We start from the raw sequence: 15,794 nt of genomic DNA on the forward strand, positions 1-15,794 counted from the left end.
CATGGTGCGCCTTGCCGGTCGGATAATTCTGCTCTGGGGCTGGCGCCGCGCGCTGGCGGCCTTTTTCGCCGGAGCGCTGGCGGTGCTGGGCCAGGCGCCCTACGATTTCTTCGCCGCCTGTTTCATTTCGTTTCCGGTGCTGGTCTGGCTGCTCGACGGCGCGACTGGCGAAGCCTCCGGCAGCCTGTTGCGCCGCCTGCGGCCGGCCTTCGCCGTCGGCTGGTGGTTCGGCTTCGGCTATTTCCTCGCCGGCCTCTGGTGGATCGGCTCGGCGCTGCTGGTCGAGGCCGACGACTTTGCCTGGGCGCTTCCCTTCGCTGTGGTCGGCATTCCTTTCGCGCTCGCATTCTTCTATGGCTTCGCAACGATGGTCGCCCGGCTCCTGTGGAGCAGCGATATCGGCCGTATCGCCGCCCTTGCCTTCGGTTTTGCGCTGGCGGAGTGGCTGCGCGGCTTCCTGTTCACCGGCTTTCCCTGGAATGCCGTCGGTTACGCGGCGATGCCGGTACCTATTTTGATGCAGAGCGTCTCGGTAACCGGCATGACCGGCATGAACGCGCTCGCGGTCTTCCTTTTCGCACTGCCGGCGCTGCTGGCGACGCGCCGGCATCTTCGGCTGGGCGCCACGCTGTTTGTCATACTCGCCGCACTCCATGTCGGCTTTGGCTATGTCAGGCTCACGGCCCCCGAAAAGCCGGCGACGCGCAGTCTCGATGTCCGCATCGTCCAGCCGGCCGTCGACCTGTCGGAAAAGTGGGACGCCTCGGTGCGCGACCGCATCTTCGCCACCTTGCTAGGCCTGTCCGCCAAGGCTCCGGACCCAGGTCACGAAAAACCGCAACTGATTCTCTGGCCGGAAACCTCGGTGCCGTTCCTTTTCACCGAGCGCCCCGATGCCTTGACGGCGCTGGGCGACATGCTGGGCGACGGCCAGATGCTGATCGCCGGCGTCGTGCGTGAAGAGGGCGGCTCGGCCGCCAGCGCCGAGAGCCGCTACTACAACTCCGTTGTGGCGATCAACGACAAGGGCGAAATCGCCGATGCCGTGGACAAGGTCCATCTGGTGCCGTTCGGCGAGTACCTGCCTTTTGCCGACCTGCTCGGCCGTTTCGGCATCGAACAGCTCGTCGCCGGGCCGCTGACGTTCACGGCCGGCAACGAGCGCCATCCCATCGCGCTGCCGGGCGGCATTCGTGCCCTGCCATTTATCTGTTATGAGGTGATCTTTCCCGATCTGGTGGCAGTTGACGCAACGTCAGCGCAGCTTATTGTGAACGTTACCAATGATGCGTGGTTCGGCGACACGCCGGGACCGTATCAGCATTTCAGGCAGGCCCAGATTCGCGCGGTGGAGAACGGATTGCCCTTGTTGCGTGCTGCCAACAACGGCATCTCGGCCGTTGTCGACATGCATGGCCGCGTCGTCGATGCGCTGGCGATCAACGCGCGCGGGGTCATCGATGTGAAGGTGCCTGTTTCCGAACAGACGGTGATTTCGCCCAACCAGCGGCGCATTAACGCAATGCTGATCATGTTGCTGTTTGCGCTGGTAGGGCTGCTGTTGAACGTAAGGCAAAAGCTACGGGTGAATTGACAGTTGGCACATTAGAAACTCATACTGTACGGCCTGAAAATTTCTCGAAGCCGGTGGATCGTTCTGTTGGGGCAGTCGCCTCCGGCTTTGTTTGGGCAGGAAAAACACAAAGCCGAAAAAATTCGGCGAGGAAAAAATGACAGAAGAAAACAAGAAGAAACCCAATCCCATCGATATTCACGTTGGAAGTCGGGTTCGGCTTCGCCGCAATATGCTCGGAATGAGCCAGGAAAAGCTGGGCGAGAATCTCGGCATCACGTTTCAGCAAATCCAGAAATATGAAAAGGGCACCAATCGCGTCGGTGCCAGCCGTCTGCAGGCGATAGCTTCGATACTCGGCGTGCCCGTCGCCTTCTTTTTCGAGGATGCGCCGGGCCAGGAGTTGACGGCCAACCGCGGCTTCGCCGAGGATAGCTCGATGGCTTTCGCGGTCGAATTCTGCGGCAGTCCCGAAGGGCTTCAGCTCAACCGGGCCTTTGTCAAGATCGCCGACGTCAAGGTGCGCCGCAGGATCATAGACTTGGTGAAATCGCTCGCCGAGGGCGATCTCGACTGATCGGCGATGCGCTTCGGACCGGCGGCGTGCACCGCCGGTGGCACAAGATATCGCTTCCGACATTCAGGCCAGACCCGCGGCAACGCTTGACGAGCAGCGCTTTGCCCCGCTAACACGTGGCGCGCCAAAATCGGCAGCCTGCCGATCGTTTTTCAAGAGGGGACACCCGTGACGCGGCAGAACTACTTCTTTACCTCGGAATCCGTTGCCGAGGGCCATCCCGATAAAGTCTGTGATAGGATCTCCGACGAAATTGTCGATCTGGTCTATCGTGAAGCCAAGAAGACCGGCATGGACCCGTGGAAAGTCCGTGTCGCCTGCGAGACGCTAGCGACCACCAACCGTGTCGTCATCGCCGGCGAGGTGCGCGTTCCCGAGACACTCTTGAAGAAGGACAAAGCCGGCAACGTCCTCAAGGACGCCGCGGGCCATCCGGTCGTCAATCCGGCGAAGTTCAAATCCGTCGCCCGCAAGGCGATCCGCGAGATCGGCTACGAGCAGGCCGGCTTCCACTGGAAGACGGCCAAGATCGAGGTCCTGCTGCATGGCCAGTCGCCTGATATCGGCCAGGGCGTGGACAACGCCGCCGACCGTCAGGGCGAGGAAGGTGCCGGCGACCAGGGCATCATGTTCGGCTATGCCTGCCGCGAGACGCCGGACCTGATGCCGGCGCCGATCTACTACAGCCACAAGATCCTTGAGCTTCTGGCCGCCGCCCGTCACGAAAACAACGGCGAGGCTGGCAAGCTCGGGCCGGACGCCAAGAGCCAGGTTACAGTCCGCTATGTCGACGGCAAGGCCGCGGAGGCGACGCAGATCGTGCTGTCGACCCAGCATCTCGATTCGAGCTGGGATTCCAAGAAGGTCCGCAAGGTCGTGGAACCCTATATCCGCGAGGCATTGGGTGACCTCAAGATCGCTGACGACTGCATGTGGTACATCAACCCGACCGGCAAGTTCGTCATTGGCGGTCCGGACGGCGATGCCGGCCTGACCGGCCGCAAGATCATCGTCGACACCTATGGCGGCGCGGCTCCTCATGGCGGCGGCGCCTTCTCCGGCAAGGACACCACCAAGGTCGACCGGTCGGCCGCCTATGCGGCGCGCTACCTGGCCAAGAACGTCGTGGCGGCGAAGCTCGCCGACCGCTGCACCATCCAGCTTTCCTATGCCATCGGCGTCGCCCAGCCGCTGTCGGTCTATGTCGACCTGCACGGCACCGGCAAGGTCGATGAGGCAAAGCTCGAGGACGCGCTGCGCACCGTGATGGACCTGTCGCCGTCAGGCATTCGCCGTCACCTCGATCTCAACAAGCCGATCTACGCCAAGACGTCGTCTTACGGCCATTTTGGCCGCAAGGCCGGCCGTGACGGTTCTTTCTCCTGGGAAAAGACCGATCTCGCCAAGGCGCTCAAGGATGCTGTCGCGGCCTGATCGCCACGACAGACCACGCGACCTGATGAGCCAGCAAGACAGGCCAAGCCGTACGACCGAAGCCTTCTTCGGCCGTCGGCGCGGCAAGCCCGTTCGCCCGCAGCAGGCGGCGGCCCTGGAAAGCGGCCTCGGCGCCTACCGGCTCGATCTGACGGCTGAAGCGCCGTCGGAATTGCGTACCTTGTTCAAAACCGAGGTTTCGGAGGTTCGGCTCGAGATCGGCTTTGGTGGCGGCGAACATCTTCTGCATCGCGCGACCGAGGCGCCGACGATCGGCTTCATCGGCGTAGAACCCTTCGTCAACGGCATGGCCAAGATGATGATGGCGGTGCGGGCAGCGCCGCTGGCCAATCTCAGGGTCTACGACGACGACGCCACCCAGTTGCTTGACTGGCTGCCGCCGGCCTCGCTCGACGGCATCGACCTTCTCTATCCCGATCCCTGGCCGAAGAAGAAGCACTGGAAGCGGCGTTTCGTCAGCCCGGTCAATCTCGACCGTTTCGCGCGCGTCCTGAAGCCGGGCTCGAAATTCCGCTTTGCGTCGGATATCGACACTTATGTGAACTGGACCTTGCTGCATTGCCGGGCGCATGGCGCCTTCACATGGCAGGCGGATGAGGCGGCGGACTGGCATCGCTCCTATGAGGGCTGGCCCGGCACGCGCTATGAGGCCAAGGCCATTCGCGAGGGTCGCCGGCCGGCCTATCTTACCTTCATCAGGACGTAAGCCCGCCCGAGCGGCAACGGCTGCGGCAACTTGCCGGGAGCCGGGATCATCGATAAATCGCCGCGATCCCAGCGGCTCGATACATCCCTAACTTCTGCATTCTCCGGCCCTGTAGCCATGCTGTCCGTGCCATCCCCAGCTCCATTGGCTGGGGATGAAAACCGGACAACTCATGTGCTACCTAATCCGGACAACTCATGTGCTTACGACAGGCCGGCACTGCGGGCTTGAAACACCAGCCCGGATCGTTTATATCGACCTCAAATTCTTGGTCGGGATGACGAAGAGTGGGTCCACCCGGTCCCGCTCTTTTTTATTACCTGCCGATAGGTTCGAAACGAACAACAGGCAATTGATGACTGCAACGGCAAGCGAAGGTGACGACCGCATCATCCGCGAAAGCGGCATCGATGCGCGCATTGCGGTGATCGTCCAGCCGGTGCTGCGCGGCATCGGTTTTCGCCTCGTGCGCGTGCATCTGTCCGGCCAGAACGGGCTGACGCTGCAGATCATGGCCGAGCGTGAGGACGGCACCATGACCGTCGAGGATTGCGAAGAGGTCAGCCGCGCGGTGTCGCCGGCGCTCGACGTCGATGATCCGATCGAAAAGGCATATCATCTCGAAGTTTCCTCGCCCGGCATCGACCGGCCCTTGGTGCGCAAATCGGATTTCGTGACCTGGACCGGTCATCTGGTGAAGATGGAGACATCGGTCGTCGTCGCTGACCGCAAGCGTTTCAAGGGCAAGATCGCCGAGGCCGGTGAGAACGACGTGCTGATCGAGCGCGACAAGGCGGCCTATGGTGAGGAGCCGACGGTGCGCGTGCCCTATGACACCATTGCCGATGTCCGGCTGATCCTGACCGACGACCTCATTCGCGAAGCGTTGTCGAAGGACAACAGGGCGCGCAAGGAAGCCAAGAGACGCCGCGGTGAACCGGACGACGATGTGTCCGAGGGTGCGGAACCGGACGCCACGGAAGAACACGAACAGGAAATTTGATTGAGCTGCCGGGCGCAAAGGTCCGGCGAACAGGCTCGGGAGAAAGAACATGGTTGTAAGCGCCAACAGACTTGAACTGCTGCAGATTGCCGATGCGGTCGCGCGTGAGAAGTCGATCGACAAGTCGATCGTCATCGCCGCCATGGCCGATGCGATCCAGAAGGCGGCACGCTCGCGTTATGGCCAGGAGACCAACATCCGCGCCGACATCAACCCGAACACCGGCGAGATGAAGCTGCAGCGGCTGATGGAGGTGGTCGAGAAAGTGGACGACTACGCCACCCAGATCGCCATTTCCTCGGCCCGTGAGCGTAATCCCGATGCCCAGCTCGGCGATTTCATCGCCGAACAGCTGCCGCCAATGGATTTCGGCCGTATCGCCGCCCAGTCGGCCAAGCAGGTCATCGTACAGAAGGTGCGCGAGGCCGAACGCGACCGCCAGTATGATGAGTACAAGGACCGTATCGGTGAGATCGTCAACGGCACCGTCAAGCGCGTCGAGTACGGCAACGTCATCGTCGATCTCGGCCGTGGCGAGGCGATCATCCGCCGCGACGAGCTGATCCCACGCGAAAACTACAAATACGGCGATCGCGTCCGTGCCTATGTTTACGACGTGCGCCGCGAGCAGCGCGGCCCGCAGATCTTCCTGTCGCGCACCCATCCGCAGTTCATGGCCAAGCTCTTCACCATGGAAGTGCCGGAGATCTATGACGGCATCATCGAGATCAAGTCGGTCGCCCGCGACCCGGGCTCGCGCGCCAAGATCGCCGTCATCTCGCGTGATAGCTCGATCGACCCGGTCGGCGCCTGCGTCGGTATGCGCGGCAGCCGCGTCCAAGCCGTCGTCGGCGAATTGCAGGGCGAGAAGATCGACATCATTCCGTGGTCGCCTTCGGCCGCCTCCTTCATCGTCAACGCATTGCAGCCGGCGGAAGTCGCCAAAGTCGTGCTCGACGAGGATGCGGAGCGCATCGAAGTGGTGGTTCCCGACGATCAGCTGTCGCTGGCCATCGGCCGCCGCGGCCAGAACGTGCGCCTTGCCTCGCAGCTCACCGGCTGGGACATCGACATCCTGACCGAGGCCGAGGAATCCGAGCGCCGTCAGAAGGAATTCGTCGAGCGCTCGGCGCTGTTCATGGAAGCACTCGATGTCGACGAGATGGTCGGCCAGGTGCTGGCTTCCGAAGGCTTCACCAGCGTCGAGGAAGTCGCCTATGTCGATGCCGGCGAGATCGCCTCGATCGACGGTTTCGATGAGGATACCGCCTCTGAAATCCAGACCCGCGCCCGCGAGTATCTGGAGAAGATTGAGGCCGAGCACGACGAGAAGCGCAAGGCGCTGGGCGTTTCGGATGATCTGCGCGAAATCCCCGGCGTCACCACCGCCATGATGGTGACGCTCGGCGAGGACGGCGTGAAGACGATCGAGGATTTCGCCGGCTATGCCGCCGACGACCTCACCGGCTGGAAGGAACGCAAGGACGGCGAGACCAAGGTCTATCCCGGCGTGCTGGCCAATCACGGCGTTTCGCGCGCCGATGCCGAGCAGATGGTTCTGGCCGCTCGCCTCAAGGCCGGCTGGATCACCGAAGACGAGCTTGCGGCCGAAGAAGAAACGGCTGACGAAGCCGTTGGTGCGTGAGGTGAAACCGCATCGCACACAACCCGCCCTTGGACGAGATGAACGATCGCACCTGCATCGTCACCCGAAAACAGGCCGAACCGGATGAACTGATCCGGTTCGTCGTCGGCCCGGATTCGGCCGTCGTTCCCGATCTCAAGAGAAATCTACCCGGCCGTGGTTGCTGGGTGAGTGCCGACCGCCTACATATCGAGAAGGCGGCGGCCAAGAACCTTTTTGCCCGCGCCTTTAAGGCACAGGTGGTCGTGCCGCCCGATCTCGGTGGCATGGTCGACGGGTTGCTCTCCAGATTCGCTCTGGGCATGCTGGGCCTTGCCCGCAAGGCAGGCGCGATTTCGCTCGGTGCTACCAAAGTCGAGAGCGCGGTGCGCGGTGGGCTGGCGCTTTTCGTGCTCCACGCCACCGAAGCGTCCGACGATGGCGTACGCAAGATCAGTCAGGCGCGGCGGGCGACCGTCCATATCGGCGGCCCTTCCATCCTTGCCTACAAACTTTTCTCCGAGGCCGAGTTGAGCTTGGCATTGGGGGGTACAAATGTGATACATGCTGCCGTCCTCGCGGGAGACGCGGGTAAGGCGGTCCAGAAGCGCATGGTTGCGCTCGACCGATATCGGGGCGGAACCCCGGACGATCTTGCAATGCTTGCGGCCGTTGCTGACGAAGATGATGCCGCAGAGGATATGGAATGAGCGATACGAAATCGGGCGACGACAAGACGTTGAGTGTTACACCGAAGAAGACCTTGACGCTGAAGCGCCCCGGCATGGAACAGGGCACTGTGCGCCAGAACTTCTCGCACGGCCGTACCAAGTCGGTCGTGGTCGAGACCAAGAAGCGCAAGTTCTCGCTGCCCGGCGACAAGCCGGAGCCGGCTGCGGCTCCGCCTGCGTCTGCGCCCGTCTTCACGCCGAAGCCGGCAGTCGTGGCGGCACCTGTCGTGCAGGAAGCGCCCAAGGCACCGCCCCCGCCGCCGCCTCCGGTCGAGCGCAGCGGCATGGTGCTGAACGAACTGTCGCGCAGCGAAATGGAAGCGCGCCGCAGGGCGCTCGAGGGCTCGAAGGTCCGCGAGGTCGAAGACCGTCAGCGCGCAGCCGACGAGGCCAAGCGCCGCGCCGAGGACGAAGAGCGCCGCAAGCGCGAACGCGAGGACTCCGCACGCCGCCAGGCCGAGGAAGAGGCCCGGTTGCAGACCGAGGCCGAATCGCGCCGTCGCGCCGAGGAAGAAGCACGCCGCCGCGCACCGCAAGCCGCTGAGTTGGCGACCGCCGACGAGGAGGAAGGGGCCAAGCCGAAGCGGGCGACCGCCGGTGCACCGGTGCGCCGCCTGGTCACGCCCGAAGTGGCACGCCCGGCCAAACCCACCAAGAGCGAGGAAGATCGCCGCCGTGGCAAGCTGACACTGAATTCCGCGTTGTCCGACGAGGACGCGCGGGCCCGTTCGCTGTCGTCGATGCGTCGCCGCCAGGAAAAATTCAAGCGCGCAATGCACAATGAGCCGCGCGAGAAGGTCATGCGCGAAGTGATCCTGCCCGAAACCATCACCATCCAGGAATTGGCGCAGCGCATGTCCGAGCGTGCTGTCGACCTCGTCAAGTACTTCATGAAGCAGGGCCAGATTCTGAAGCCGGGCGACGTCATCGACGCCGATACGGCCGAGCTGGTGGCTACCGAATTCGGCCACACGGTCCGCCGCGTCGCCGAGTCCGATATCGAGGAAGGCCTGTTCAACATCGCCGATCGTCCGGAAGACCTCGTGTCGCGTCCGCCGGTCGTCACCATCATGGGCCACGTCGACCACGGCAAGACGTCGCTGCTCGATGCGATCCGCAACGCCAATGTCGTTTCCGGCGAGGCCGGCGGCATCACCCAGCATATCGGCGCCTATCAGGTCGAGAAGAACGGTCAGAAGATCACCTTCATCGACACGCCCGGCCACGCCGCTTTCACGGCGATGCGCGCCCGTGGCGCCCAGGCCACCGACATCGCCATCCTGGTGGTGGCGGCCGACGACAGCGTCATGCCGCAGACGATCGAATCGATCAGCCATGCCAAGGCTGCCGGCGTTCCGATCATCGTGGCGATCAACAAGATCGACAAGCATGATGCCGATCCGCAGAAAGTGCGCTCGGAACTCTTGCGTCATGAAGTCTTCGTCGAATCGATGGGCGGTGAAGTGCTGGACGTCGAGGTGTCGGCGACCAAGGGCACCAATCTCGACAAGTTGCTCGAAGCGATCCTGCTGCAGGCCGAAATCCTCGACCTCAAGGCCAACCCCGACCGCACCGCCGAGGGTGTCGTCATCGAAGCGCAGCTCGACAAGGGCCGTGGTCCCGTCGCCACCGTGCTGGTGCAGACCGGCACCTTGATGCCGGGCGACATCCTTGTCGCCGGCAACGAATGGGGTCGCGTGCGCGCGCTGGTCAACGATCGCGGCGATCAGATCAAGGAAGCGCCGCCGGCAATGCCGGTCGAGGTGCTCGGCCTTCAGGGAACCCCACAGGCCGGCGACCGCTTCGCCGTGGTCAACAACGAAGCCCGTGCCCGCGAGATCACCGAATACCGCCAGCGTCTGGCGCGCGAGAAGGCGGTGGCCAGGCATGCCGGCCAGCGCGGCTCGCTCGAACAGATGATGTCGCAGCTGCAGACGAGCGGGTTGAAGGAATTCCCGCTGGTCATCAAGGGCGACGTGCAGGGTTCGATCGAAGCGATCAATGCTGCCCTGGACAAGCTCGGCACCGATGAAGTGCGTGCGCGCATCGTTCATTCCGGCGCCGGCGCCATCACCGAAAGCGACGTCTCGCTGGCGGAAACGTCGGGCGCGGCGATCATCGGCTTCAACGTGCGCGCCAATGTGCAGGCGCGTGCCGCGGCCGCGGCCGCGGGCATCGAGATCCGCTACTACTCGATCATCTACAACCTGGTGGATGATGTGAAAGCGGCTCTGTCGGGCCTGTTGTCGCCGGAGCGTCGCGAGACCTTCATCGGCAATGCCGAGATCCTCGAAATCTTCGACATCACCAAGGTCGGCAAGATCGCCGGCTGCCGTGTCACCGAAGGCAAGGTCGAACGTGGCGCGGGCGTACGCCTGATCCGCGACAACGTCGTCATCCACGAAGGCACGCTGAAGACCCTGAAGCGCTTCAAGGACGAGGTTTCGGAAGTCCCTGGCGGCCAGGAGTGCGGTATGGCCTTCCAGAACTACGAGGACATGCGCGTCGGCGACGTCATCGAGTGCTTCCGCGTCGAGATGGTGACCCGCACACTCTGAGTTCGAGTGGCTTGTCGATACCGGGCGGTGGTCGAAAGACCGCCGCCTCAGTGCTATTGAGAATGACCGTTTGAGACATGCGGCACGGTCCCATCCCGCGCCTCACGCTTTCAGGATTGAGAAAAATGCCGCGTTCCACGACATCAAGTCCATCCCAGCGCATGCTGCGCGTCGGCGAGCAGGTGCGCCATGCGCTCTCCGAAACTCTGCAGCGTGGCGAGATCATCGACCCGTTGATTGAAAACTCGGTTGTTTCGGTCTCCGAAGTGCGCATGTCGCCCGATCTCAAGATCGCCACCGCCTTTGTTTCTCCGCTCGGCGCCAAGGACGCCGACGCGGTGATCGAGGCGCTGAACAAGCATGCCAAGTTCGTGCGCGGCCGCGTCTCCGGCGCGCTCAGGCAGATGAAGTACATGCCGGAATTCCGCTTCCGGCTGGATACGTCCTTCGACAATTTCGCCAGGATCAACGATCTGCTGAAATCGCCCGAAGTGGCGCGCGATCTGGATAGCGACGACAATAAGGAAGAAGAATAATGGCGCGTCGCGGCAAGAAAAAGGGCCGGCCGGTCTCCGGCTGGGTGGTCCTGGACAAGCCGGTCGGTATGGGCTCGACCGAGGCCGTGTCCAAGATCAAATGGCTGTTCCAGGCCGAAAAGGCCGGCCATGCCGGCACGCTCGACCCTCTTGCCTCCGGCATGCTGCCGATCGCGCTAGGCGAAGCCACCAAGACCGTGCCCTACGTGCAGGACGGCGCCAAGGTCTACCGTTTCACCGTTGCCTGGGGCGATGAGCGTTCCACCGACGATCTTGAAGGGCCGGTGACGAAGAGCTCCGAGCTGCGTCCGGCGGAAGCCGAGGTGCGGACGCTGCTGCCGAAATACACCGGCGTCATCATGCAGACGCCGCCGCAATTCTCGGCCATCAAGATTGCGGGCGAGCGCGCCTACGACCTCGCCCGCGAAGGCGGGACGGTCGACATACCCGCGCGCGAGATCGAGATCGGCCGGCTCGATATTGTCGAGCATAAGCCGGACCAGACGATTTTCGAAGTCGAATGCGGCAAGGGCACGTATGTGCGTTCGCTGGCCCGCGACATGGGCCGCGACCTCGGCTGCTTCGGCCATATCAGCGAGCTGCGCCGGGTCGAGGTTGAGCCGTTCACGCCGGAGGACTTCGTCACCATCGCCGAACTCGAGGCCGCCCGCTTCGGCGCGCAAGGCGAGGACAAATCGGACCCAGAGGCAGATTCTGCTGGCGCGGTGGAAGTGCCGATCGACTTCGGCGCCATTGACGGGCTTCTCGTCGACACGTCAGCGGCGCTCGACTGTCTGCCGCAGATCGCCATCAGCGATGACGCGGCGACAAAGATCCGCCTCGGCAATCCGGTCATCATCCGTGGCCGTGACGCACCGGTGGAGGCGGAAGAGGCCTGCGCGACGTCACGTGGCAAGCTGGTCGCCATCGGCGCCATCGAGCAAGGCATGTTCAAGCCCAAGCGGGTCTTTGCCGGGTGATGCCACACATCTAATGTCGGTGCGACATCGCGGCAGGGGGCTCCATGGCAAAGGCTGACACGGTCAAGAAGCGCGCGCCGGTGAAGACGAGGCGGCCGCCTGTCGGCGCCTCGCCGGGCACATTGATCGCCGATCCAGCGGCGCGGCGCTCCGAATTGCGGCTGACCCTGATCTCGCCGCAGAAGTTCAAGACGATCGACAATGCCAGCATCGACGATGTCGGGGCCAATTGCCGGAAATGGCCGGTCATCTGGCTTGACTGCACCGGCCTCGCCAACATCCAGTTGATCGAGGAGATCGGCCGCATCTTCAGCCTGCATCCGCTGGCGCTGGAGGATGTCGTCAATACCGGCCAGCGGCCGAAAGTCGACTTCTTCGAGGATCACGCCTTCGTCGTCATGCGCATGATCGACGATGTCACGTCGCATCGCTACGAACAGATCGCTCTCTTCCTCGGCGAGAACTTCGTCGTCACCTTCCAGGAACGCGAGGGCGATCCGTTTAATCCGGTGCGCAAGCGCATCGAGAGTTCGGCGCCCAACCGGTTGCGCACACGCGGCGCCGACTATCTCGCCTACGCGCTGATCGACGCCATCGTCGACAGCTATTTTCCGCCGATCGAGGCTGCCGGCGACCTTGTCGACAGCATCGAGGACCAGATGTTGCATTCGACGCACAAGCACCAAATGCGGCAGTTGCACGAATTGCGGCGCGATGCCAACGTCCTGAAAGGCGTGCTGTGGCCCATGCGCGATGCGCTGGCCACCCTGATCCGTAACGACGTGGCCTATGTCGGAGCCGAGACCAAGGTCTTCCTCAACGACACGCTCGACCATTCGCTCAGGCTGATTGAACTGGTCGAGACCCAGCGCGACATGCTGACCGGCCTGATCGAAATGCACTTGTCGCTGAGCCAGGCCCGCACCAACGACGTCATCTCCTATCTCACCATCGTCTCGGTCATCTTCATGCCGCTCACCTTCCTAGTTGGCATCTGGGGCATGAATTTCGACCCCGCGAGCTCGCCATGGAACATGCCGGAGCTGAAGGCGTACTACGGATATCCGTTGTCGCTGCTGTTCATGGCTGCCGTCGCTGTCGGGCTGATTGCATTCTTCAAATGGAAGAAATGGCTTTGACTGGGATTAAACCTGCCATTTGAGCGTCAAAAGCCGGCTTGTGAATTGGGCTGGTGTTTTTCGGGAAATTGCACTATATGCGCCGCAGCATAGCGCCTTGACGCCTTGCATGCACGGCCCCTGCTGGACGACATCCCGGCTGTGGGCGACCCGTTTCCTCAAACAGATAAGGAAAAACACGATGTCGATTACTGCCGAGCGCAAACAGGAATTGATGGGTGAATTCGCAACCGCCAAGGGCGATACCGGTTCTCCGGAAGTCCAGGTAGCCATCCTTTCCGAGCGCATCAAGAACCTGACCGACCATTTCAAGGACCACAAGAAGGATAACCATTCCCGCCGTGGTCTGCTCGCTCTCGTGTCCCAGCGCCGCAGCCTGCTTGATTATCTCAAGCGTAAGGACGACACGCGCTATCAGACACTGATCGAGAAGCTCGGTCTGCGCCGTTGACGAATTGACCGGCGGACTTTCCCGGGGAAGTCCGCCGGTCACGCATTCTGCCAGTCGTATCGGCTGGCCAGACCCGGTTTCGAGCGTGCAGAGGGCCACTCGAAACCGCCCATGGACGGTCATGGGGCAGGATTGCAGGACGCTCGTGCGCGCTCGTCGCGCTTAAATCATCCGAGCTTCCCGTTGTCTTGCCCGTGGCTGCCCGAGAAAGGAAGCCAGGGAAAGGGCATCCGCGCACCGTGAAACGGCGCGCCCCTTTCCGCTTATTAAGGACAAGACATGTTCAATCACCACAAAGTAGAAATCGAATGGGGCGGCCGTCCGCTCATCCTGGAAACCGGCAAGATCGCGCGCCAGGCTGACGGCGCGGTGCTCGCCACCTACGGCGAGACCAAGGTTCTCGCCACCGTCGTTTCGATGAAGGAGCCGAAGCCCGGCCTCGACTTCTTTCCGCTGACCGTCAACTACCAGGAAAAGACCTATGCCGCCGGCAAGATCCCGGGCGGCTATTTCAAGCGCGAAGGCCGTCCGAGCGAAAAGGAAACGCTGGTTTCCCGACTCATCGACCGCCCGATCCGCCCGCTCTTCGCCGCCGGCTACAAGAACGACACCCAGATCGTCGTCACCGTCGTCCAGCATGACCTCGAAAACGATCCGGACATCCTGTCGATTGTTGCCACCTCGGCCGCTCTGACGCTCTCCGGCGTTCCGTTCATGGGCCCGGTCGGCGGCGCCCGCGTCGGTTACATCAACGGCGAATATGTGCTGAACCCGCATGTCGACGAGATGCAGGAATCCAAGCTCGACCTCGTTGTCGCCGGCACCGCCGACGCCGTGCTGATGGTCGAGTCGGAAGCCAGGGAACTTGGCGAAGAGCTGATGCTCGGCGCCGTCATGTTCGGCCACAAGGGTTTCCAGCCGGTCATCGACGCCATCATCAAGCTGGCCGAAGTTGCCGCCAAGGAGCCGCGCGACTTCACCGCGCCGGATTATTCCGCGCTTGAGGCCGCGATGCTGAAGATCGTCGGCGACGAGCTCAGCGATGCCTACAAGAACGTCGACAAGCAGAAGCGTTATGCCGCCGTCGACGCCGTCAAGGCGAAGGTCAAGGCAGCGTTTGCCCCCGCCGAAGGCGAAGACGCCAAGTACACCTCCGAACAGATCGGCTCGGTGTTTAAGGAGCTCCAGGCCAAGGTCGTGCGCTGGAACATTCTCGACACCGGCTCGCGCATCGATGGCCGCGACCTCAAGACCGTGCGCAAGATCGTCTCCGAAGTCGGCGTCCTGCCGCGCACCCACGGCTCGGCGCTGTTCACCCGCGGCGAGACCCAGGCGCTGGTCGTTGCCACGCTCGGCACCGGCGAGGACGAGCAGTATGTCGATTCCTTGACCGGCATGTACAAGGAGAAGTTCCTCCTTCACTACAACTTCCCTCCCTACTCAGTCGGTGAGACCGGCCGCATGGGGTCGCCCGGCCGCCGCGAAATCGGTCACGGCAAGCTCGCCTGGCGCGCCATCCGTCCGATGCTGCCGAGCGCTGACCAGTTCCCCTACACGCTGCGCGTCGTCTCGGAGATCACCGAGTCCAACGGTTCGTCGTCGATGGCTACCGTCTGCGGTACCTCGCTGGCGCTGATGGATGCCGGCGTGCCGCTGGCCAAGCCGGTTGCCGGCATCGCCATGGGCCTGATCAAGGAAGGCGAGCGCTTCGCCGTGCTCTCCGACATCCTTGGCGACGAGGATCATCTCGGCGACATGGACTTCAAGGTTGCCGGCACCGAAGGCGGCATCACCTCGCTGCAGATGGACATCAAGATCGATGGCATCACCGAAGAGATCATGAAGATCGCCCTCGGCCAGGCCAAGGACGGCCGCCTGCATATTCTCGGCGAGATGGCCCATGCTCTGACCGGCGCCCGCCCCGAACTCGGCGAGTTCGCGCCGCGCATCGAGGTCATGCACATCCCGACCGACAAGATCCGCGACGTCATCGGTTCGGGCGGCAAGGTCATCCGCGAGATCGTCGAGAAGACCGGCGCCAAGATCAACATCGAGGACGACGGCACGGTCAAGATCGCTTCCTCGAACGCCAAGGAGATCGAGGCGGCGAAGAAGTGGATTCACACCATCGTTGCCGAGCCGGAAGTCGGCGAAATCTACGAAGGTACGGTCGTCAAGACCGCCGACTTCGGCGCCTTCGTCAACTTCTTCGGTCCGCGTGACGGCCTCGTCCACATCTCGCAGCTTGCCAACGACCGGGTCGCCAAGACCTCGGACGTCGTCAAGGAAGGCGACAAGGTGTGGGTCAAGCTGATGGGCTTCGACGAGCGCGGCAAGGTCCGCCTGTCGATGAAAGTCGTCGACCAGGCCACCGGCAAGGAAATCGCGCGCGAGAAGAAGACAGAAGGCGAAGAAGACGCCGCCTGAGCGATCTGACGGCAAATGAGGCGGGCGCGGCTTA

13 protein-coding genes are annotated in these 15,794 nt (G+C 62.8%); all 13 read left to right on the forward strand.

Annotation, left to right across the window (positions count from 1 at the left end):
- Position 1 precedes the first annotated feature (1 nt).
- Positions 2 to 1,594 carry an apolipoprotein N-acyltransferase gene (gene lnt, locus FJ960_RS19255; RefSeq protein ID WP_140716098.1) on the forward strand — a complete coding sequence of 531 codons (1,593 nt, stop codon included), beginning with the start codon at positions 2 to 4 and terminating at the stop codon, positions 1,592 to 1,594.
- Between the two features lie 136 nt (positions 1,595 to 1,730).
- Positions 1,731 to 2,150, forward strand: a complete 420-nt coding sequence (locus FJ960_RS19260) for a helix-turn-helix transcriptional regulator (protein WP_027142040.1) — start codon at positions 1,731 to 1,733, stop codon at positions 2,148 to 2,150.
- A 168-nt stretch (positions 2,151 to 2,318) separates the two neighbouring features.
- Complete coding sequence (gene metK, locus FJ960_RS19265; protein WP_140507658.1) at positions 2,319 to 3,584, forward strand: methionine adenosyltransferase; 1,266 nt, start codon at positions 2,319 to 2,321, stop codon at positions 3,582 to 3,584.
- 25 nt (positions 3,585 to 3,609) lie between these two features.
- Positions 3,610 to 4,311: a tRNA (guanosine(46)-N(7))-methyltransferase TrmB gene (locus FJ960_RS19270; protein WP_140507657.1), complete on the forward strand. Its 702-nt coding sequence runs from the start codon at positions 3,610 to 3,612 to the stop codon at positions 4,309 to 4,311.
- A 355-nt stretch (positions 4,312 to 4,666) separates the two neighbouring features.
- The gene (gene rimP, locus FJ960_RS19275) at positions 4,667 to 5,314 is read left to right on the forward strand and encodes a ribosome maturation factor RimP (protein WP_140716100.1); all 648 of its coding nucleotides are present in this window, start codon (positions 4,667 to 4,669) and stop codon (positions 5,312 to 5,314) included.
- Between the two features lie 49 nt (positions 5,315 to 5,363).
- Positions 5,364 to 6,959 (forward strand): transcription termination factor NusA, encoded by a 1,596-nt coding sequence (gene nusA, locus FJ960_RS19280; RefSeq protein ID WP_027142036.1) that lies wholly within the window; start codon positions 5,364 to 5,366, stop codon positions 6,957 to 6,959.
- Positions 6,960 to 6,997: 38 nt separating this feature from the next.
- Positions 6,998 to 7,648, forward strand: coding sequence for an RNA-binding protein (locus FJ960_RS19285; protein ID WP_140716102.1), 651 nt, complete (start codon positions 6,998 to 7,000; stop codon positions 7,646 to 7,648).
- A complete protein-coding gene (gene infB, locus FJ960_RS19290) occupies positions 7,645 to 10,227 on the forward strand; it encodes a translation initiation factor IF-2 (protein WP_140716104.1) in 2,583 nt (860 codons plus the stop codon). Before FJ960_RS19285 ends, infB begins: the two co-directional genes overlap by 4 nt.
- A 125-nt stretch (positions 10,228 to 10,352) precedes the next feature.
- Positions 10,353 to 10,763: a 30S ribosome-binding factor RbfA gene (gene rbfA, locus FJ960_RS19295; RefSeq protein WP_027142034.1), complete on the forward strand. Its 411-nt coding sequence runs from the start codon at positions 10,353 to 10,355 to the stop codon at positions 10,761 to 10,763.
- Entirely contained in the window at positions 10,763 to 11,743 is a 981-nt protein-coding gene (gene truB, locus FJ960_RS19300) for a tRNA pseudouridine(55) synthase TruB (RefSeq protein ID WP_140716106.1), read from the forward strand. Before rbfA ends, truB begins: the two co-directional genes overlap by 1 nt.
- 44 nt (positions 11,744 to 11,787) lie before the next feature.
- Complete coding sequence (corA, locus tag FJ960_RS19305) at positions 11,788 to 12,882, forward strand: magnesium/cobalt transporter CorA (RefSeq protein ID WP_140716108.1); 1,095 nt, start codon at positions 11,788 to 11,790, stop codon at positions 12,880 to 12,882.
- A gap of 181 nt (positions 12,883 to 13,063) precedes the next feature.
- Entirely contained in the window at positions 13,064 to 13,333 is a 270-nt protein-coding gene (gene rpsO / locus FJ960_RS19310; RefSeq protein ID WP_027142030.1) for a 30S ribosomal protein S15, read from the forward strand.
- 279 nt (positions 13,334 to 13,612) lie between these two features.
- Positions 13,613 to 15,760 (forward strand): polyribonucleotide nucleotidyltransferase, encoded by a 2,148-nt coding sequence (gene pnp, locus FJ960_RS19315; protein WP_027142029.1) that lies wholly within the window; start codon positions 13,613 to 13,615, stop codon positions 15,758 to 15,760.
- Positions 15,761 to 15,794: the final 34 nt, after the last annotated feature.

This window comes from Mesorhizobium sp. B2-3-11 (assembly GCF_006442215.1).
In the GTDB taxonomy this organism is placed as follows: domain Bacteria; phylum Pseudomonadota; class Alphaproteobacteria; order Rhizobiales; family Rhizobiaceae; genus Mesorhizobium; species Mesorhizobium salmacidum.